This is a genomic window from Amycolatopsis camponoti (assembly GCF_902497555.1).
In the GTDB taxonomy this organism is placed as follows: domain Bacteria; phylum Actinomycetota; class Actinomycetes; order Mycobacteriales; family Pseudonocardiaceae; genus Amycolatopsis; species Amycolatopsis camponoti.
Genome location: NZ_CABVGP010000001.1, coordinates 2926215 through 2943863, shown reverse-complemented (window position 1 = coordinate 2943863; position 17649 = coordinate 2926215). Strand labels below are relative to the sequence as shown.

Sequence of the window (17649 nt, the reverse complement as noted above, 5' to 3'; positions counted from 1 at the left end):
TGTGTTTTACAACGTTGTAAAGCTCTCGGGAGGCTCGATGCGCAGGCAGCTGTCGTGGAGACGTAACCGGCGCGGACCCGGCGCGATCGGCTGGCTGGCCACCGCTTGCCTCGCTGCCCAGGTCGCGCTCTCCGGCGTCGCCGGCGCGGCACCCGGGGACCGCCCGGCACCGGTGGCGGCGACGGGGACGCATTTCCTCGACCACGCCTCCGCCCTCGCCGGCTACGCCGATCCTGCCTGGTACGAAACGAACATCCCGTTCGTGGACCTGCCCGACGCCACGATGCAGAGCGTCTACTACTACCGCTGGCGCGTCTTCAAGGAGCACCTGCGCTACACCAACCCCGCCGACGGCTGGATCTCGACGGAGTTCCTCGACTGCTGCGGGTACGCCGCGCCCTACCAGGCGATCAACGCCGCCGCCGGACACCAGCTGACCGAGGGACGCTGGCTGCGCGATCCCGGCTACAGCCAGGACTACCTCAAGTTCTGGCTCACCGGCCCCGGCGCGGGCGCCAAGCCCGCCACCGAGGACGTCAACGCCGACACCACCGACTGGGCGCACGAGTACAGCGTCTGGCTCGCCACCTCCGCCTACGGCCAAGCCCAGGTGACCGGCGATTTCACGCCGCTGCGCGAACTGCTCCCGGCCCTCGTGCGCCAGTACCGCGGCTGGGACAAGCAGTACAACCCCGACCTGGGCCTCTACTGGTCGGTCCCGGTGTGGGACGCCATGGAGTTCTCCGCCTCGTCCTACGAGTCACCCAACCCGTACCACGGCGGTGCCGGGTACCGGCCGACGCTCAACTCCTACCAGTACGGCGACGCCGTCGCGATCAGCAGGATCGCGGACTCCACCGGCGACCACCGGCTCGCCACCGAGTACGCCCAGCGCGCCGCCCAGCTCAAGACCGCCTTGCGGAAATGGCTGTGGGACCCGAAACGCGGCTTCTACTACGCCATGGCCCGCGACGACAACCCGAGCCACCGGCTGTCCGGCAGCCGCGAGCAGATCGGCTACCTCCCCTGGATGTTCGGCGCCGCCCAACCGGCCGACAGCACGGCGTGGTCCCAGCTGCTCGACCCCAGCGGGTTCGCGAGCACCTACGGCCCGACCACCGCCGAGCGCCGCAGCCCGTTCTTCATGAAGGACGCCGGCAACTGCTGCCGCTGGGACGGACCGAGCTGGCCCTTCGCCACCTCGCAGACCCTCACCGGCATGGCGAACCTGCTCGACGACTACCCCGCGCAGGCCACGATCTCCCGGGACGACTACGCGAAGGCGCTGGCCACGTACGCGAAGACCCAGACCAAGAACGGCAAACCGTACGTCGCCGAGGCCCACGACCCGGACCGCGACGCGTGGATCTACGACGGCGCCGGCCACAGCGAGGACTACAACCACTCCACCTACACCGACCTCGTCCTTTCCGGACTGATCGGCCTCCGCCCGCAAACCGGCGACACCTTGGCGATCCGGCCGCTCACACCGTCCACATGGGACCATTTCGCCGCCGAGAACGTGCCCTACCACGGGCACAACGTCACCGTGCTGTGGGACCGCGACGGCCAGCACTACGGGCAGGGCGCCGGGATGAACCTCTACCTCGACGGGAAGCTCGTCCGGCACTCCACGACCTTGCGCGACACCACCATCGACGTCGGCCGTCCCCTCCTCCCCCCGTCCGACGACCTCGTCAACGACGCCGCCAACCCGCTGCGCACGGGCTACCCCCGGCCGATCACCTCCTACACCTGGACCTACGACAACGCGTGGAACGCCCTCGACGGCAAGGTCTGGTACAACGAGGTGCCGGAAAACACCCGCTGGACCAACTACGCCTCACCGAACGCCAGCGACTTCTACGGCGTCGACTTCGGCGCCCCCACACCGGTTTCCGACATCCGCTGGCACGGCTACGACGACGGCGGCGGGGTCAAGCCGGCCGCCGCCTACCGCCTCGAGTACTGGACCGGCTCGGCCTGGCAGGAGGTGCCCGGCCAGGTCCGCGCGCCGGCGAGCCCGGTCGGCAACGGCGTCAACCGCATCACGTTCCCCACGCTGACCACCAGCAAGGTCCGGCTCGTGTTCACCAACCCGCCGGGTGCCTTCGTCGGCGTCACCGAGTTCCAGTCGTGGACGCCGTCGAGCCCGGACGCCCGGATCGCCGTCGGGCCGGCCAACGCCAACGGTGTCGTGACGGTCGACCGCAGCACACCGCTCGACGTCACGGTGACCAACACGAGCCGAAGCCCGCTCATCGCCCCGAGGGTGAGCCTCGCCCTACCGGACGGCTGGTCGGCCACCCCCGCCGGCGCGCCCGCCGCCGCGATCCCGCCCGGCCAGGCCCGGACGTGGCGCTACACCCTGACCGCCCCGGCGGGCGCCGAGCCGGGCAGCGCCGCGACGCTGATCGCGAAAGCGTCCTACCGCGGCCCCGCCGGCGGCACGAAAACCACGCACCAGCGGCAGAACGTCCAGGTCGCCCACCCGGCCGGCCGGCACGACCCGGTCGGCGCCTGGCGACTCGACGAGGGCGCCGGCGCGATCGCCCACGACACCGCCGGGTCCCACGACGCCACCCTGACCGGCTCCCCCGCCTGGGTTCCCGGCGTGACCGGCACGGCGCTGCAGCTCGACGGGTCGAGCCAGTACGCGCAGACGAGCGGGCCCGTCCTGGACACCACCGGCAACTACTCGGTCAGCGCGTGGGTCCGGCTGGACCACACGGGTTCGTGGGCGACCGCGGTCAGCCAGGACGGCGACCCGAGCAGCGGGTTCTACCTCCAGTATTCGGCCGCCGACGACCGCCTGGCGTTCTCGACCAGCTCGGGCAGAGCCCTGTCGGACGCGGCGCCGCAAGCCGGGCGCTGGTACCACCTGACCGGCGTGCACGACGCCGACGCCGGCACCTACGTGCTGTACGTCGACGGCGTGGCGCAGGCCAAGACGTGGACCCAGCTCACGGGCGACGCGGCACCCGGCCCACTAGCGATCGGCCGCGCGGTATCGGGCGGCCGGCACAGCGACTTCTGGCCCGGCGGCGTCGACGACGTCGTGGTGTGGAACCGGGCGCTGACCCCGGCCGACATCACCTCGGGAGGCACCCGGACGAGGTGATCGGGGAAGCACCGGACCAGCCTTTCGCAGAGGTGCGAGGCAGCATCGAGGCCGGCCGGACACCTGACGAAGGAGGACCTCGACCCCCTGGTTCAGGACGCGGTGCGGTACCGCCCGGCGCGCATGGGCGGGCGCGACCTTCTCCTGTCTCTCGGCCGACGACGTCGCCCAGGAGCACGCGCAAGGCAGCCTCGGCCGCCGCGCTGGAGGAATGAGCGCGCCGTGTGACCTTGGCCACCGGCGCCGGGCCGCACCCCGGGCTTCCTCGGCAAACCCGCGCGGGCCGGGCGGCCGAGCGGAATCCTGCGTACGTTGGCACCGGAAAACCGGGCCGAAGCCGTAGGCTCGGTGACCAACCGCTTAGTAGGCTCAAGCGAACCCGCTTCTCAACGACGAGGAGGTCCTCCGTGACCGATTCCCCTTCCCGTGTCGCCGTGGTCACCGGTGCCGGCCGCGGCATCGGTGCCGCCGTTGCCGCGCGGCTGGCCGATGACGGCTTCGCCGTCGCGCTGCTGGACTTGGACGAGGCCGGCGTCAAGCAGGGTGCCGAAGCCATCGTCGCCAAGGGCGGCAAGGCCGTCGGGGTCGCCCTGGACGTCAGTGACGCCGAACAGGTCGAGGCCGCCGTCACCCGCGTCGCCGATGAGCTCGGCCCGCCCGTCGTGCTGATCAACAACGCCGGCATCACCCGCGACAACCTGATCTTCAAGATGACCGAGCAGGACTGGGACTCCGTGCTCGGCGTGCACCTCAAGGGCTCGTTCCTGATGACTCGCGCGGTGCAGAAGTACATGACCCAGGAGAAGTACGGCCGGATCGTCAACCTCTCCAGCACGTCGGCGCTGGGCAACCGCGGCCAGGTCAACTACTCCGCCGCGAAGGCCGGCATGCAGGGCTTCACCAAGACCCTCGCCATCGAGCTGGGCAAGTTCAACGTCACCGCCAACGCGATCGCGCCGGGGTTCATCGCCACCGACATGACCGCCGCGACGGCCGAGCGCCTCGGCATGGGCTTCGAGGACTTCAAGGCCGCGGCCGCGACGCAGATCCCGGTGCAGCGCGTCGGCACGCCCGACGACATCGCGAACCTGGCCTCGTTCCTGGTCAGCGAGGGCGCCGGGTTCATCTCCGGCCAGGTCATCTACGCCGCCGGCGGACCGAAGGACTGAGGCCGATGCGCGAATTCGAGAACCTGGACGCCTTCGCCGCCGCGGTCGGCGAGCACCTCGGGTACAGCGAGTGGCTGAAGGTCACCCAGGACCGGGTGAACCTGTTCGCCGACGCCACCGACGACCACCAGTGGATCCACGTCGACGAGCCGATGGCGACCGCGGGCCCGTTCGGCGGCACCATCGCCCACGGCTTCCTGACGCTGTCGCTCCTCTCGGCGTTCGGCCCGAAGATCTACAAGGTCAACGGCATCAAGATGGGCATCAACTACGGCCTCAACAAGGTCCGCTTCCCGCAGCCGGTGAAGGTCGGCTCGAAGGTGCGCGCCGGGGCCGAGCTGGTGGAGGTCACCGACATCCCCGGCGGCAAGCAGGCGGTGTCGAAGTGGACCGTCGAGATCGACGGCGAGGCGAAGCCCGCTTGCGTCGCCGAGTGGGTGACGCGTTTCCTGGCGTGATGCCATCCGGGAAGCGTCACTTTCCCCGCGAAAGTGACGCTTCCCGGTGCACTCTGTACGTCATACCGACTAGTCGGTATGCTCCCTCGCAACATGCTTGAGGAGGCTGGATGAACCCGCCAGGACTCGACCTGGACCGCCTGCGTGCCCACCTGGACGCGCACCGGCCCGGCCTGGTCGCCGGGGACCTGACCGCGGACGTCGTCGAGGGCGGCCGGTCGAACCTCACCTACGTGGTGAGCGACGGCCGGTCGCGCTGGGTGGTGCGCCGCCCGCCGCTCGGGCACGTGCTGCCCACCGCGCACGACATGACCCGCGAGTTCCGGGTGATCTCCGGCCTGCGCGACACCGCCGTGCCGGTGCCCGAAGCGATCCTGCTCTGCGAGGACGCCGACGTCGTCGGCGCGCAGTTCTACGTCATGAGCTTCGTCGAGGGTACGCCCTACCGCAGTGCCGAGGAGCTCGCGGAGCTCGGCGAGGCCCGCACCCGGGTCATCGCCGACGCGCTGGTCGACACGCTCGTCGACCTGCACGCCGTCGACCCGGCCGCCGTCGGGCTCGGGGACTTCGGCCGTCCCGAGGGCTTCCTGGAACGGCAGCTGCGACGCTGGAAGAAGCAGCTCGACGCCTCGCGCAGCCGCGACCTGGACGGCATCGAGGAGCTGCACGACCGGCTCGCCGCGACCGTCCCGGTGTCCGGCAAGCCGTCGATCATCCACGGCGACTACCGGCTCGACAACGTCCTGGTCGACAAGAACGACACCATCTCGGCGGTGCTCGACTGGGAGATGTCGACGCTGGGCGATCCGCTGACCGACCTCGCGCTGCTGGTGGCCTACGCCGAGCGCGACAAGGTGTCGCTGCAGTTCGTGTCCAACGCCAGCTCGGCACCGGGCTACCCGACCACCGACCAGGTCGTCGCCCGCTACGCCGAACGCTCGGGCCGGGACGTAGCGCAGCTCGACTGGTACGTCAGCTTCGCGTTCTTCAAGCTCGCCGTGATCCTGGAAGGCATCCACTACCGCCACAGCAAGGGCCAGACGGTCGGAGCGGGCTTCGAGGGCGTCGGGGCCGGCGTCCCGCTGCTCATCACGCACGGCAACGAGATTCTCAAAGAGGAGAAGTAAATGGACTTCGCGTTCGACGAGAAGACCGAGGAGCTGCGCGGGAAGCTCCTCGAGTTCATGGACTCGCACATCTACCCCGCCGAGCCGGTGTTCGAGCGGCAGCTGGCCGAACGCGACGACCCGTGGGCCATCCCGCCGGTCATGGACGAGCTCAAGGCCGAGGCCCGCAAGCGCGGCCTGTGGAACTTCTTCCTCCCCGGCGAGCACGGCGCGGGCCTGACGAACCTGCAGTACGCGCCGCTGGCGGAGATCACCGGCCGCAGCATCCGGCTCGCCCCGACCGCGGTCAACTGCGCGGCCCCGGACACCGGGAACATGGAAGTGCTCTCGATGTTCGGCAACGAGCAGCAGCAGAAGCAGTGGCTGGAACCGTTGCTCAACGGCGAGATCCGCTCCGCGTTCGCGATGACCGAGCCGGACGTCGCCTCCTCCGACGCCCGCAACATCGAGACCAGCATCCGCCGCGACGGCGACGAGTACGTGATCAACGGCCGCAAGTGGTACATCTCCGGCGCGATGAACCCCGCGTGCAAGATCTTCATCGTCATGGGCAAGACCGACCCGGAGGCCGCGCCGCACAAGCAGCAGAGCATGATCCTGGTCCCCCGCGACGCCCCGGGCCTGACGGTCAAGCGCGGCATGCACGTCTTCGGCTACGACGACAGCGACCACGGCGGCCACGCCGAGGTGCTCTTCGAGGACGTCCGCGTGCCGGTGGAGAACCTGATCGCCGGTGAGGGCGACGGCTTCGCGATCGCCCAGGCCCGGCTCGGCCCGGGCCGCATCCACCACTGCATGCGCGCCATCGGCATGGCCGAGCGCGCGCTGGAGCTGATGTGCCGCCGGGCGATCTCGCGCGAGGCGTTCGGCAAGCCGATCGCGCAGCAGGGCGTCGTGCAGGACTGGATCGCCGAGTCGCGCGTGAAGATCGAGCAGCAGCGGCTGCTCGTGCTCAAGACGGCGTGGCTGATGGACACCGTCGGCAACCAGGGCGCGCACACCGAGATCCAGGCGATCAAGATCTCGACGCCGATCACCGTCGAGTGGATCCTCGACAAGGCCGTCCAGGTGCACGGCGCGGGCGGCGTCAGCCAGGACTTCCCGCTGGCCGCGATGTGGGCCGGGAACCGCACGCTGCGCCTGGCCGACGGGCCGGACGAGGTCCACAAGCGGTCGCTGGCCCGGCGTGAGCTGAAGAAGTACCTCTCGGAGGGCGCGAAGTGACTGTCACGGCCGAAGACCTGACCCGCCAGGCGACCGAGTTCCTCGCCTCGCACGACCCCGCGTCGACCGACCGCATGGACTTCCTGCGGGCCCGGTTCGACGCCGGCCTCGCGTGGATCCACTTCCCCGCCGGCCTCGGCGGGCAGAACGCGCCGCGCGCGCTGCAGTCCGTTGTGGACGCTGTCTTCACCGAAGCGGGCGCGCCGGACAACAACCCGCGCCGGATCGGCATCGGCCTCGGCATGGCCGCGCCGACCATCCTCGCGTTCGGCACGCCGGAGCAGCACGAGCGCTTCCTGCGTCCACTGTGGACCGGCGAAGAGGTGTGGTGCCAGCTGTTCTCCGAGCCGGGCGCCGGCTCCGACCTCGCGGCGCTGGGCACGCGGGCGGTGCGCGACGGCGACGACTGGATCGTCACCGGCCAGAAGGTGTGGACGTCGGGCGCGCACGAGTCGCAGTGGGCGATCCTGGTCACCCGCACCGACCCGGACGTGCCGAAGCACCAGGGCATGACGTACTTCCTGTGCGACATGACCGCCCCGGGCGTCGAGGTCCGGCCGCTGCGCCAGATCACCGGCGAGGCCGAGTTCAACGAGGTGTTCCTGACCGAGGTCCGGATCCCGGACACCCAGCGCCTCGGCGCGGTCGGCGAGGGCTGGAAGGTCGCGCAGACCACGTTGATGAACGAGCGCGTCGCGATCGGCGGGCACGTGCAGCCGCGCGAAGGCGGGCTGATCGGCATCGTCACGAAGACCTGGCGCGAGCGGCCCGAGCTGCGCACGCCGGAGCTGCGTGACCGGCTCGTGCAGCGCTGGGTCGAGGCCGAGACGCTGCGGCTGGCCGGCACCCGGCTGCGCCAGCAGCTGACCGCGGGCGCGCCCGGGCCGGAGGGCTCGGCCATGAAGGTCGCGTTCTCGGAGCTGAACCAGGCGCTCACCGGCCTGGAGGTCGAGCTGCTCGGCGAAGAGGGCCTGGCGTACGACGACTGGACGTTCCGGCGCCCGGCGATCGTCGACTTCACCGGCCGCGAAGCCGGCTACCGCTACCTGCGCGCGAAGGGGAACTCCATCGAGGGCGGCACCTCGGAGGTCCTGCGCAACATCATCGCCGAGCGCGTGCTGGGGCTGCCCTCGGAGCCGCGCGTCGACAAGGACGTCGCCTGGAAGGACCTCCCCCGATGACCGACCTGCTGTATTCCGACGTCGAGGAAGATCTGCGAGCCTCCGTCCGGGACCTGCTCAAGGCGAAGGCCACTCCCGAGGCGCTGCTGGCGCGCGTCGAAACGGCCGAGGGTTACGACCTGAAGCTGTGGCGCACGCTGGCCGACGAGGTCGGCGTGGCCGGGCTGGCGGTGCCCGAGGAGCTGGGCGGGCACGGCGCGTCGGCCCGCGAGGTCGCCGTGGTGGCCGAGGAACTGGGCCGGAGCGTCGCACCGGTGCCGTTCCTGGGCAGCGTCGTGCTGGCGACGACGGCGCTGGTCCGCGCGGGCGCGGGCGGCTTCGTCCGCCGGCTGGCGGCGGGATCGGCGATCGGCGCGCTGGCCGTGCCGTTGTCGACGGCGCCGGGCGCGGGCTTCCCGTCGTCGGTGACCGTTTCGGCCGACGGCAAGCTGTCCGGCCGGGTGGGCACGGTCGCCGACGCGTCGGTGGCGGACCTGCTGGTCGTCCCGGCCGCGGGCCCGGACGGGCCGGGCCTGTACGTGGTCGAAGCCTCGGCGGCGACGGTGACCGAGCTGGTGTCGTTCGACCTGACGCGCCGGGTGGCCGACGTGGTGCTCGACAACGCGCCGGCGGTCCTGGTGGCCTCGGGACCGGACGCGGCTTCGGCGCTGGAGGAAGCGCTGCTGTCCGGCGCGGGGATCCTGGCTTCGGAGCAGACCGGCGTCGCCGAATGGGCGCTGACCGAGACGGTTTCGTACCTGAAGGGCCGGTACCAGTTCGGCCGTCCGGTGGGCGGGTTCCAGTCGCTGAAGCACCGCCTGGCGAACCTGTACACGGACCTGGTGCTGGCCCGGGCGGCGGCGCGCTACGCGGCGGACTCGCTGGCGACGGGCACCGACGTGCCGATCGCGGTGGCGGTCGCGCAGGCGCGGGTCTCGCCGATCGCGGTCCACGCGACGGAGGAGGCGATCCAGCTGCACGGCGGCATCGGGATGACGTGGGAGCACCCGGCCCACCTGTACCTGAAGCGCGCGAAGGCGGACGAGCTGGCGTTGGGGACTCCGGGGAAGCACCGGGCCCGGCTGGCGGAGCTGGTGAACCTGCCCGCTTGACCCAAGCGTCACTTCTCGCCTCCGCGGGGGTGCTGCCGGGCGGCAGCACCCCCGCGGAGGCGTTGGGGGGCTTGACGCACCGAACGCCAGGCTTCAGGCGGAGGCCGACGTTCGACGGGTGGCGTCCGGTTCGCCGGCCGGCCCGCCATGGCAGACCACGCCGCCCCGGCCGCGGACGACCCGTTCGGCGGGTCTCCGATGTCGGACGGCCGCCGTCCACTGGCACCCCCCGCGCCGTGGCCCCCGGTTCCCACGGCCGGCCGCCTGACGATCCGATGGTGCCGGGCGGCGGCTGAAGCCGGGTAAAACCCGGTTCGGTGGGGCTGGGGCCGGGAGATCGCCGGGGTTTGCGGCGGTGGACCGGATGAGCGGACCAGCGAGCATCCTCCCAGGCCGCCTCGCCGCAATCCACGGACCAGCGAGCATCCGCCTCGACAGCGCCACCCCGGTCGCGAGTGCGCCTCACCAGCAATCCACCCGCCGCTCGGCCCACCCCGCACCAGCGGACATCCGACCGGCCGCACCACTCCGATCATGCACGGCGCCACGCAACGGCGAGCCCGACCCGGCTGGGGCAGGTCACCTCGCCGAACAGGTGAAACCCACCCGGCCGCGAACCCGAGGCGCACCACCCACCGGCCTCCCACGCCGGGCGCATCAACCCCCGATTTCGTGAATACTATTCAGTTTTTCTCGCATTTTCGCTCATCTGAGCGAAAATTCTGTGAGCCAGGACACCCCCAGCGCAAAAGGGAGGCAAAAATGCCCTTCTTCCCATGGTTCTCCCCACCCGTCGCGATCTAGCCTGGGCGCCATGGAATTCGCCGTCGCGCCGACGGATGCCGGTATGGCCGCCGCCTTGGAGGAATTGACCGTCGTTGTCGGCGGTCATCGGCACAGCGCCCTCGCGGCCGGGCCCGAAGCGGGCGAACTGGTCCTGTTGCTGCACGGCTGGCCCGAATTCGCCGACGCCTGGACCGAGCAGCTGCACGCCCTCGGCGAGGCCGGCTACCGCGCCATCGCCGTCGACCAGCGCGGGTACGCCCGGCAGGCGCGTCCGGACGGTGTCGAGCACTACTCGATCGAGCACCTGGTCGGCGACGCCCTCGCCTTCGCCGACAGCCAGGGCGCCGACCGGTTCCACCTGGTCGCGCGCGACTGGGGCGGCATGGTCGCCTGGGCGCTCGCCACCGCTCATCCCAGCCGGTTGCGGTCGCTGACCGTGCTCTCCACCCCGCACCCGTCGGCGCTGCAGCGCGCGGCCGCCACCGACGACGGGCAGTTCCACGACCTCGGCTACATCCGCTTCTTCCGCCGTGGCGTCGGCAAAGCCGAGAAATTCCTCTTACGCGACGAAGCCGCGCAATTACGCGCTGTCTACAACCGGCGGATTCCGGCCGAATTCGTCGAGAGCGCCGTCGCCCGCCTTTCCGAACCGGGCGCGCTGACCGCGACGCTGAATTGGTACCGCGGCGCGACGAACGACGTATTCGACGTCCCGGCCGGCCGCATCACCGTCCCGACCCTCTACCTGTGGGGCAGCGAGGACCCGTACCTCGGCCAGAGCGCCGCGGAGCTGACGGTCCACCACATCGACGCGGAGTACCGCTTCCAGATCGTCGAGGGCGCGAGCCAGTGGATGGCGATGGAAGCCCCTGACGAGGTCAGCGCCCACCTCCTGGACCACCTCCGGGAGCACTAGCCGGTCTTGCGGACCAGCCCCGTGTAGCCGACCAGCGCCAGCGTGGCCAGTGCCCAGATCGCGGCCTGCACCAGCCAGATCGCCACCGTGAAGACCTGTCCCGCGGTGATCCCGGTGTTGAGGTCGCACCGCCCGCGCACCCCCGGCGACAGCGGCAGCCCGCGATCCAGGCCGACGCCGATCAGCTCCACGGTCGTACACGGCGTCCCGGCGGCGGCCGTCAGGTCCGCGGTCCGCTCGGCAGCGTGGTGCCGCCCGTCGCCGACGTGCCCGGCCCAGAGCCCCAGTCCCCCGGCGGCGACCACGGCGAGCAGCAACGCGGCCGCCGTCCGGCGGGCCCGGTAGCCGTACCCGGCCAACGCGCCCCACAGCCAGTGGAACCGCCGGGCCGGCCAGCCGCCGATCGCTTCGGGGGATCGCCGCTGCAGGTCCCGTTGCTGGGCGATGAGGATCTGGCGCGCGTTGCCGTCGTGCCCGGCGGCTCGTTCCGACGCGGCCAGCCGCTGGTACGGCCCCGGCCGGTAGGCGGCGGTGTGCGAGCGGATCACGTCCAGCCACTCGCGCCAGGTGACGTCACCGAGCGAACCGAACCGGAAGCCGTCGAGGTCCGCCAAGCCGCCGGAGAGCAGCGAGGCGGGCAGCAAGACCGGCCCGTCGACCACGGCGTCTTCGAGGCTCACGAGGGTATCGGTGGAAACGATCTCCGCGCCGGTGAAGCTCAGCTGCCCCGCGATCCGGACGCCCAGCAGGCTGACCGTGGCGGGTTCGCCGGTCCCGGCCGCCCGTAGCTCGGTCAACCACACGTTTTCCCGGACTCGGCACCCTTCGGCGACCAGCGCGGGCCCGGTCTCGTTCGCGAGTACGGCGCTGTCGAGAGCGAGCCGGCCGGCGACCTCGGCGCGGTTCAGGGCGAGTGCACCCCGGGGGCCCGCACCGGTCAGCCGCACGTCGTCGAGGTCCAGGGGACCGTCGACGTGCAGGTCGTCGGCGTCCAGCGCAGGGCCGGCATCCGAGGTGACCCGGGCGCCTGCGAAGTTCGCGTGGCCACCGACGCGCGCGCCGTCGAGGTCGACCGTGCCGGTCGCCGTCAGCCTGGTCAGGCGCAGGCCGCCGTCCACCCGGAGCCGGTCGCCGCTCAACGCCACTCCGGTGGCGCCGGCGAGTTCGGCGTCCGTCAGGTAGAGCTCACCGCTCACCTGGGTGCCCATCAGGCTGAGCGTTCCACTCGCCCGCAGCCCGATGGCGTGGACGCTGCCTTCGATCCGGGCGTTGTCGGCGCTCAGCGCGCGGCCGCCGGGGTGGGCGAGCACCGCGCCGCCGAGGTTGACCTGCCCCTCGATCCGGGCGCCGAGCAGCGAGAACGCCCCGGTCACAGCGACCCCGGTCGCGTACAGGCCGCCGGCCCGGAGGCGGTCGGCGCCGACGGCCGGGCCGCTGTCGTTCACGAGCGTGGCGTCGCCGAGGTCGAGCTGGCCGCCGACCCGGGCCCCGAGCAGGCGGAGCGCGCCGGTCACCGTGGCGCCGGCCAGGTTCAGGTCGCCGTCGACCACCGCGCTGTCGGCGTGCACCGCGGGCCCGGATTCGTTGGCGAGCACCGCTTCGCCCAGGAAGACCTCTCGGGACACGTGCGCCCCGAGCAGGCGGATCGCGCCGCTGTCGCCGGCACCGGTCGCCCGCAGGCCGATGCCTTTGACGGCCCGGCATTCGAGGTCGTCGAGGTACAGGGCGGGGCCGTCGCCGCTGTGGATCTCCGCGCGGGCGAAGACGGCGAGGCCGTCGATCCGGGCGTCCCGCAGGCAGATCACGCCGAAGTCCCCGGAGCCGGTCGCGCGGACTCCGGTCAGGTCGAGGTCGTGGCCGATCCGGACGGCGGTGCCGTCGAGTCCGGCGATCCGGCTGCCGGCCAGGTCGAGCCACGGGAGCCGGGCGTGTCGCGCGCTGATCGCGTTCACGAGCACGCACTCGACGAGCGCGAGGCCGGTGCCCGCTTCGACGTGGTCGAGGTTCAGCGTCCCGGCGATCCGGGCGCCCCCGAGCCGTACCCCGCGAGGGTCCACCGGGCCGCGGAGGCCGAGCAGCAGCTCGCGCAGCACCACGGCCCGCACCGGGGCGTCGGTCACGCAAGCGTCGCCGCGACGGGCCGCGTCGACCAGCTCTCGCTCCGCTCCGGTCAGCTTGTCGAGGACGGGCAGCGTCACCCGGGTGGCCGCAAGGCGTCCAGCAGCAGGTCCGCGTAGTGGTCGCCGACCTGGCGCGCCGACAACGTCCCGCCGCGGCGGTACCACGACCCGAGGTGGTGGACCGAGCCGAAGAAGAAGTCGACGACGACGTCGGCCGGCTTGTCCGTGCGGAACTCGCCCGATTCCTGGCCTTCCTCGACCAGGCCGCGGAAGCGCTCGTGGTACTTGCGGCGCTCGGCGCGCACCGCCTTCTGCTTGTCCGGCGACAGCTGGTGCATCGACTGCAGGAAGATCGTGTTGTCGTCGAGGTTGTCGATGCTGGACACGACGACGTCGGACGCGGCCGCGGCGAGGCGTTCGCGCAGCGGCGCGCTCGACGAGGCGACGCTCTCCAGCTGGCGGGTCTGCTCGCGCAGGACGCGGGCGTAGATCTCGTAGAGGAGGTCGTCCTTCGAGCCGAAGTAGTGGTACATCGCGCCCTTGGTGACGCCCGCGGCTTCGACGATCTCCTGCACGGACGTGCGGTCGAAGCCCTTCTTGGCGAACAGCTTCGTGGCGTGCTCCAGCAGCCGGCGCGGCACGGCGGCCTGGTCGTCACCGCCCGCCTCACCCGGCTTACGGGTGCTTGCTCGGGTCACGGCAAGTACCCCCTCTCGAATCAGGACGCATCAGGATAACGGCTCAGTCCCGCCAGGACAGGAACCGCCGCGGATTGTCCACGAGCATGGTCGTGATGTCCGTTTCGGACACCCCGCGCTCCCGCAGCGCGGGCAGCACGTCCCGCGTGATGTGCAGGTAGTGCCAGTTCGGCGTCAACACGGGCAGCTGGTCCTCCGGCAGCCAGTCGATGTAGCACGACGCGTCGTGCGAGAGCACCATGCTGCCCGCGTAGCCGCGTTCGCACAGCGCCGCGACGGTGTTCACCCGTTCCTCGAACGGCAGCAGCAGGTCGAGCCCGAAGCGGTCCATGCCGAGCAGCGACCCGCGGTCGGCCAGCTCGGTCAGGTAGCCCAGGTCGGTCGAGTCGCCGGAGTGCCCGACCAGCACGCGGCTCAGGTCGACGCCCTCGTCTTCGAAGATCGCCTGCTGCTCCAGCCCGCGCTTCGTGCCGGCGTGCGTGTGCGTCATGATCGGCGCGCCGGTCTCGACGTGGGCCTTCGCCACCGCGCGCAGCACGCGCTCGACGCCCGGGGTCACACCCGGTTCGTCGGTGGCGCACTTGAGCAGCCCCGCCTTGACGCCGGTGCCCGAGATGCCCTCGCGGATGTCCCCGACGAACATCCCGACGAGCGGGTCCTCGCCCTGCAGCATCGTGCCGGGCCCGCGGAAGTGCAGGTAGTGCGGCACGTCGTTGTAGGTGTAGAGCCCGGTGGCGACGACGATGTTGACCTCGACCTCGGCGGCGACCCGCTGCACGCGCGGGATGTAGCGGCCCAGGCCGATCACCGTCGGGTCGACGATCGTGTCGATTCCGGCGTCCTTCAGCTCCTTGAGCCGCCGGATCGCCTCGGGGACGTGTTCGTCCTCCTTGAACCCCTCGTGCTCGGGGTAGTTGACGGCGAATTCGGGGCTCAGCACGAAGAGGTGCTCGTGCATCAGCACCCGGCCCAGGGCTTCCGGCGCGATCGCACCGCGAACGGTTTCGACCATCAGCCCCTCGCTCGCAGTTCGCGGCGCAGGATCTTGCCGCTGGTGGTCTTCGGCAGCTCGTCGAGGACTTCGATGGTGCGCGGGTACTTGTAGGCGGCGAGCCGTTCCTTGCACCAGGCCACCAGCTCCGCCGGGTCGGCGGTCACGCCGGGCGCGGGACTGACGTACGCCTTGACCGTCTCGCCGCGGTACTCGTCGGCGATCCCGACGACGGCGGCCTCGCGGACGGCCGGGTGCGTGTAGAGGACGTCTTCGACCTCGCGCGGCCAGACCTTGAAGCCGGACGCGTTGATCATGTCCTTCTTGCGGTCGACGACGTAGACCCAGCCGCACTCGTCCATGAACCCGATGTCGCCGGTGAGCAGCCGGCCGCCGGGCAGCGCCTCGGCCGTCGCGTCCGGGCGGTTCCAGTAGCCGGAGACGACCATCGGGCCCTCGACGGCGATCTCGCCCGGCTGCCCGAACGGCAGCTCTTCGCCGTTCTCGCCGAGGATCCGGACGATCGTGTCCGGCACCGGCAGGCCGATCGAGATCGTGCCGGACTCCGGGTCGATCGGCGCTTCGAGGGTGCCGGGGACGACGACGCAGCCGGCTGTCGTCTCAGTGAGGCCGTAGCCGTTGTGGATGTAGTGGCCGGTCTTCGCGCGGAACGCCTCGACGACGGCGGGTGGCAGTGCGGCACCGCCGGAGTAGAGCAGCGCGAACGACTCGAAGTGGTCCCGGCTGAAGGACGGGTGGGCCATCAGCGCCATGTAGGCCGTGGACGGCCCGACCGTGTACGACGGCCGGTGCTCGAGGAAGGCGTCGAGCACGACCCCCGCGTCGAAGCGGTAGGCGAGGGCGAGCGTGCCGCCGATGTCGATCGCCGAGCCGACTTCGCAGACCATGCCGGTGATGTGGAACAGCGGCGCGAGCCCGAAGAGCGTCGAGCCCTCGGGGAGACCGCTGAACGAGCCCAGGCCGGCGGCGTTGATGCCGATGTTGCCGTGGGTGTTGGTGGCGCCCTTGGGCGTACCGCTCGTGCCGGAGGTGTAGCTGATCAGCGCGGTGTCGTCGAGGGCGAAGGCGGGTTCGGGCGGCTTCGGGCCCGGGGTGGCGGCGGCTTCGAGGAGCTCGGTGGCGCCCGGGGTCTCTTCGCGGGTGACCTTGCCCAGCACGCGTTCGTCGTCGCGCGTCTGGAACTCCAGCTCGCTGGTGGTGAGGGCGATGCCGACGCCGTTGTCGCCCGCGGTCTTGCCGATGTAGGCGTTCCAGCCGCGCTGCGAGCAGACGACCGCCTTGACGCCGGCGTCGGTGAAGACGTGGGTCAGCTCGCGCTCGCGGTACATCGGGTTGACCGGCACCACGATCCCGCCGGCCTTCCACGCGCCGAGCAGGGCGATGACGAACTGCGGGATGTTCTGCAGCACCAGGGCGAGCCGGTCGCCGCGGGCGAAGCCGTGCTCCGTGAGGTACCGGGCGACGCCGTCGGAGAGCTCGTCGACCTCGCGGTAGGTCAGCCGCGCGTCGAAGTAGGCGATCGCGGCCCGGTCGGGGACGTGGTCCACCGCCCGGCGGAAGGACTCGGGCAGCGTCGTCGGCTTCGCCGGTTCCGCGTCCCGCACCCGTTCGTCGTAGCTCGCGAGCCAGGGCTTCGCGTCGTACCAGCTCATCCAGTGACCTCCTTTGGACACCGACCGGTCGGTATGCCGACGCTAGGAGGCCGTGGCGGTCCGCGTCAAGACCCGGCTCCGCCGTGAAAATGCAGAAGCCGCGTTTCACCACTGAATACGGACGCCGGTTCGAATTGGTTCAGCTTCTCTCCTTTTCTCGCTTCACTCTGGACAAATCCCTGGTGGAGCCGCCACGATGACATCCGCGGCCGGCTCGGCCGCACCATTCGGAACAACCGCGCGCTGCCCGTGTGGACCCTCTATGTTCACGCTAACTTGGAGTGATTCATGCCTGCTACCGGTGGACGACACCGTCTCTCGCGCCGGACGAAGATCGCGACGGCGGCCCTCGGCCTCGGGATCGCGGCCGGAGCGCTGGTGATCGCGACGACCGTCGGCGACCCGGGCGCCGCCAACGCGGCCGGCGCCGCTTCGAGCGGACAGATCACCTGCCCCGACGTCGCCTCGCGACTCCCCGCGATTCCCGCTCAGGCCCAGGCCGAGGTCCAGCGCAACCTCGACCTGCTGAACACGCAGATCACCGAAGCCAACAACCGGCTGGTCAGCACGACCGGTCAGGGCGGCCCGAACTTCGTGCAGAACGCCATCCTCGGCCCGCTCAAGGACAAACGCGCGTCCACGATCGACCGGATCGCCATCGCCATCGGCCGCCAGGGCGAGAAGCCGCAGAACCTCGGCGGGCTCGCCGCGTGCTCGCTCGGCGGGCAGGCGAACACCGGCACGGTCACCGCCTCGACCGCGCCGGCGCAAGGCACGGGAAACACCGGGAACACGGGTGGCACCGCCGGGCAGATCTCCTGCCCCGACGTCGCCTCGCAGCTCCCCGCGATCCCGGCGTCGGCCCAGGCCGAGGTCCAGCGCAACCTCGACCTGCTGAACACGCAGATCACCGAAGCGAACAACCGGCTCGTCACCAGCGCCGGCGAGGGTGGCGCGAACTTCGTCCAGAACGCCATCCTCGGCCCGCTGGAGGACAAGCGCGTCGCGACGATCAACCGCATCGCCACGGCGATCGGCCGCACCGCCGACAAGCCGCAGGGCCTCGACGCCCTCGCTCCCTGCGGCTTGTGACG

The 17649-nt window shown here is 71.2% G+C and carries 13 protein-coding genes; 9 read left to right on the top strand and 4 right to left on the bottom strand.

Annotated features, from left to right (window positions below):
• The first annotated feature begins 37 nt into the window (after positions 1-37).
• The 8 genes from AA23TX_RS13920 (at position 38) to AA23TX_RS13880 (ending at position 11073) form a co-directional block, all read left to right on the top strand.
• Entirely contained in the window at positions 38-3121 is a 3084-nt protein-coding gene (locus AA23TX_RS13920) for an MGH1-like glycoside hydrolase domain-containing protein (RefSeq protein WP_230862483.1), read from the top strand.
• A gap of 407 nt (positions 3122-3528) precedes the next feature.
• Positions 3529-4290 (top strand): 3-oxoacyl-ACP reductase FabG, encoded by a 762-nt coding sequence (gene fabG / locus AA23TX_RS13910; protein WP_155542942.1) that lies wholly within the window; start codon positions 3529-3531, stop codon positions 4288-4290.
• 5 nt (positions 4291-4295) lie between these two features.
• The gene (locus tag AA23TX_RS13905; protein WP_155542941.1) at positions 4296-4748 is read left to right on the top strand and encodes a MaoC family dehydratase; all 453 of its coding nucleotides are present in this window, start codon (positions 4296-4298) and stop codon (positions 4746-4748) included.
• A gap of 110 nt (positions 4749-4858) precedes the next feature.
• Positions 4859-5875, top strand: a complete 1017-nt coding sequence (locus tag AA23TX_RS13900) for a phosphotransferase family protein (RefSeq protein ID WP_155542940.1) — start codon at positions 4859-4861, stop codon at positions 5873-5875.
• A complete protein-coding gene (locus AA23TX_RS13895) occupies positions 5876-7099 on the top strand; it encodes an acyl-CoA dehydrogenase family protein (RefSeq protein ID WP_155542939.1) in 1224 nt (407 codons plus the stop codon).
• Positions 7096-8280 (top strand): acyl-CoA dehydrogenase family protein, encoded by a 1185-nt coding sequence (locus AA23TX_RS13890; RefSeq protein ID WP_155542938.1) that lies wholly within the window; start codon positions 7096-7098, stop codon positions 8278-8280. The genes AA23TX_RS13895 and AA23TX_RS13890 overlap by 4 nt, the downstream gene beginning before the upstream one ends.
• Entirely contained in the window at positions 8277-9371 is a 1095-nt protein-coding gene (locus AA23TX_RS13885) for an acyl-CoA dehydrogenase family protein (RefSeq protein ID WP_155542937.1), read from the top strand. Before AA23TX_RS13890 ends, AA23TX_RS13885 begins: the two co-directional genes overlap by 4 nt.
• Positions 9372-10185: 814 nt before the next feature.
• Positions 10186-11073, top strand: coding sequence for an alpha/beta fold hydrolase (locus AA23TX_RS13880; RefSeq protein WP_155542936.1), 888 nt, complete (start codon positions 10186-10188; stop codon positions 11071-11073).
• Here AA23TX_RS13880 and AA23TX_RS13875 read toward each other — a convergent pair.
• Genes AA23TX_RS13875 through AA23TX_RS13860 form a run of 4 tightly spaced genes read right to left on the bottom strand, consistent with a single transcriptional unit; the run spans position 11070 to position 16555 of the window.
• A complete protein-coding gene (locus tag AA23TX_RS13875; protein WP_155542935.1) occupies positions 11070-13271 on the bottom strand; it encodes a translocation/assembly module TamB domain-containing protein in 2202 nt (733 codons plus the stop codon). The two genes, AA23TX_RS13880 and AA23TX_RS13875, sit on opposite strands and share 4 nt — an antisense overlap.
• Positions 13268-13891, bottom strand: a complete 624-nt coding sequence (locus tag AA23TX_RS13870; RefSeq protein ID WP_155542934.1) for a TetR/AcrR family transcriptional regulator — start codon at positions 13889-13891, stop codon at positions 13268-13270. Before AA23TX_RS13870 ends, AA23TX_RS13875 begins: the two co-directional genes overlap by 4 nt.
• A gap of 43 nt (positions 13892-13934) precedes the next feature.
• The gene (locus AA23TX_RS13865; RefSeq protein ID WP_155542933.1) at positions 13935-14903 is read right to left on the bottom strand and encodes a phosphotriesterase family protein; all 969 of its coding nucleotides are present in this window, start codon (positions 14901-14903) and stop codon (positions 13935-13937) included.
• Positions 14903-16555 (bottom strand): AMP-binding protein, encoded by a 1653-nt coding sequence (locus tag AA23TX_RS13860; RefSeq protein ID WP_155542932.1) that lies wholly within the window; start codon positions 16553-16555, stop codon positions 14903-14905. Before AA23TX_RS13860 ends, AA23TX_RS13865 begins: the two co-directional genes overlap by 1 nt.
• A gap of 288 nt (positions 16556-16843) precedes the next feature.
• Between AA23TX_RS13860 and AA23TX_RS13855 the strand changes: the two genes are divergently transcribed.
• Complete coding sequence (locus AA23TX_RS13855) at positions 16844-17647, top strand: hypothetical protein (RefSeq protein ID WP_155542931.1); 804 nt, start codon at positions 16844-16846, stop codon at positions 17645-17647.
• The last annotated feature ends 2 nt before the right edge of the window (positions 17648-17649 follow it).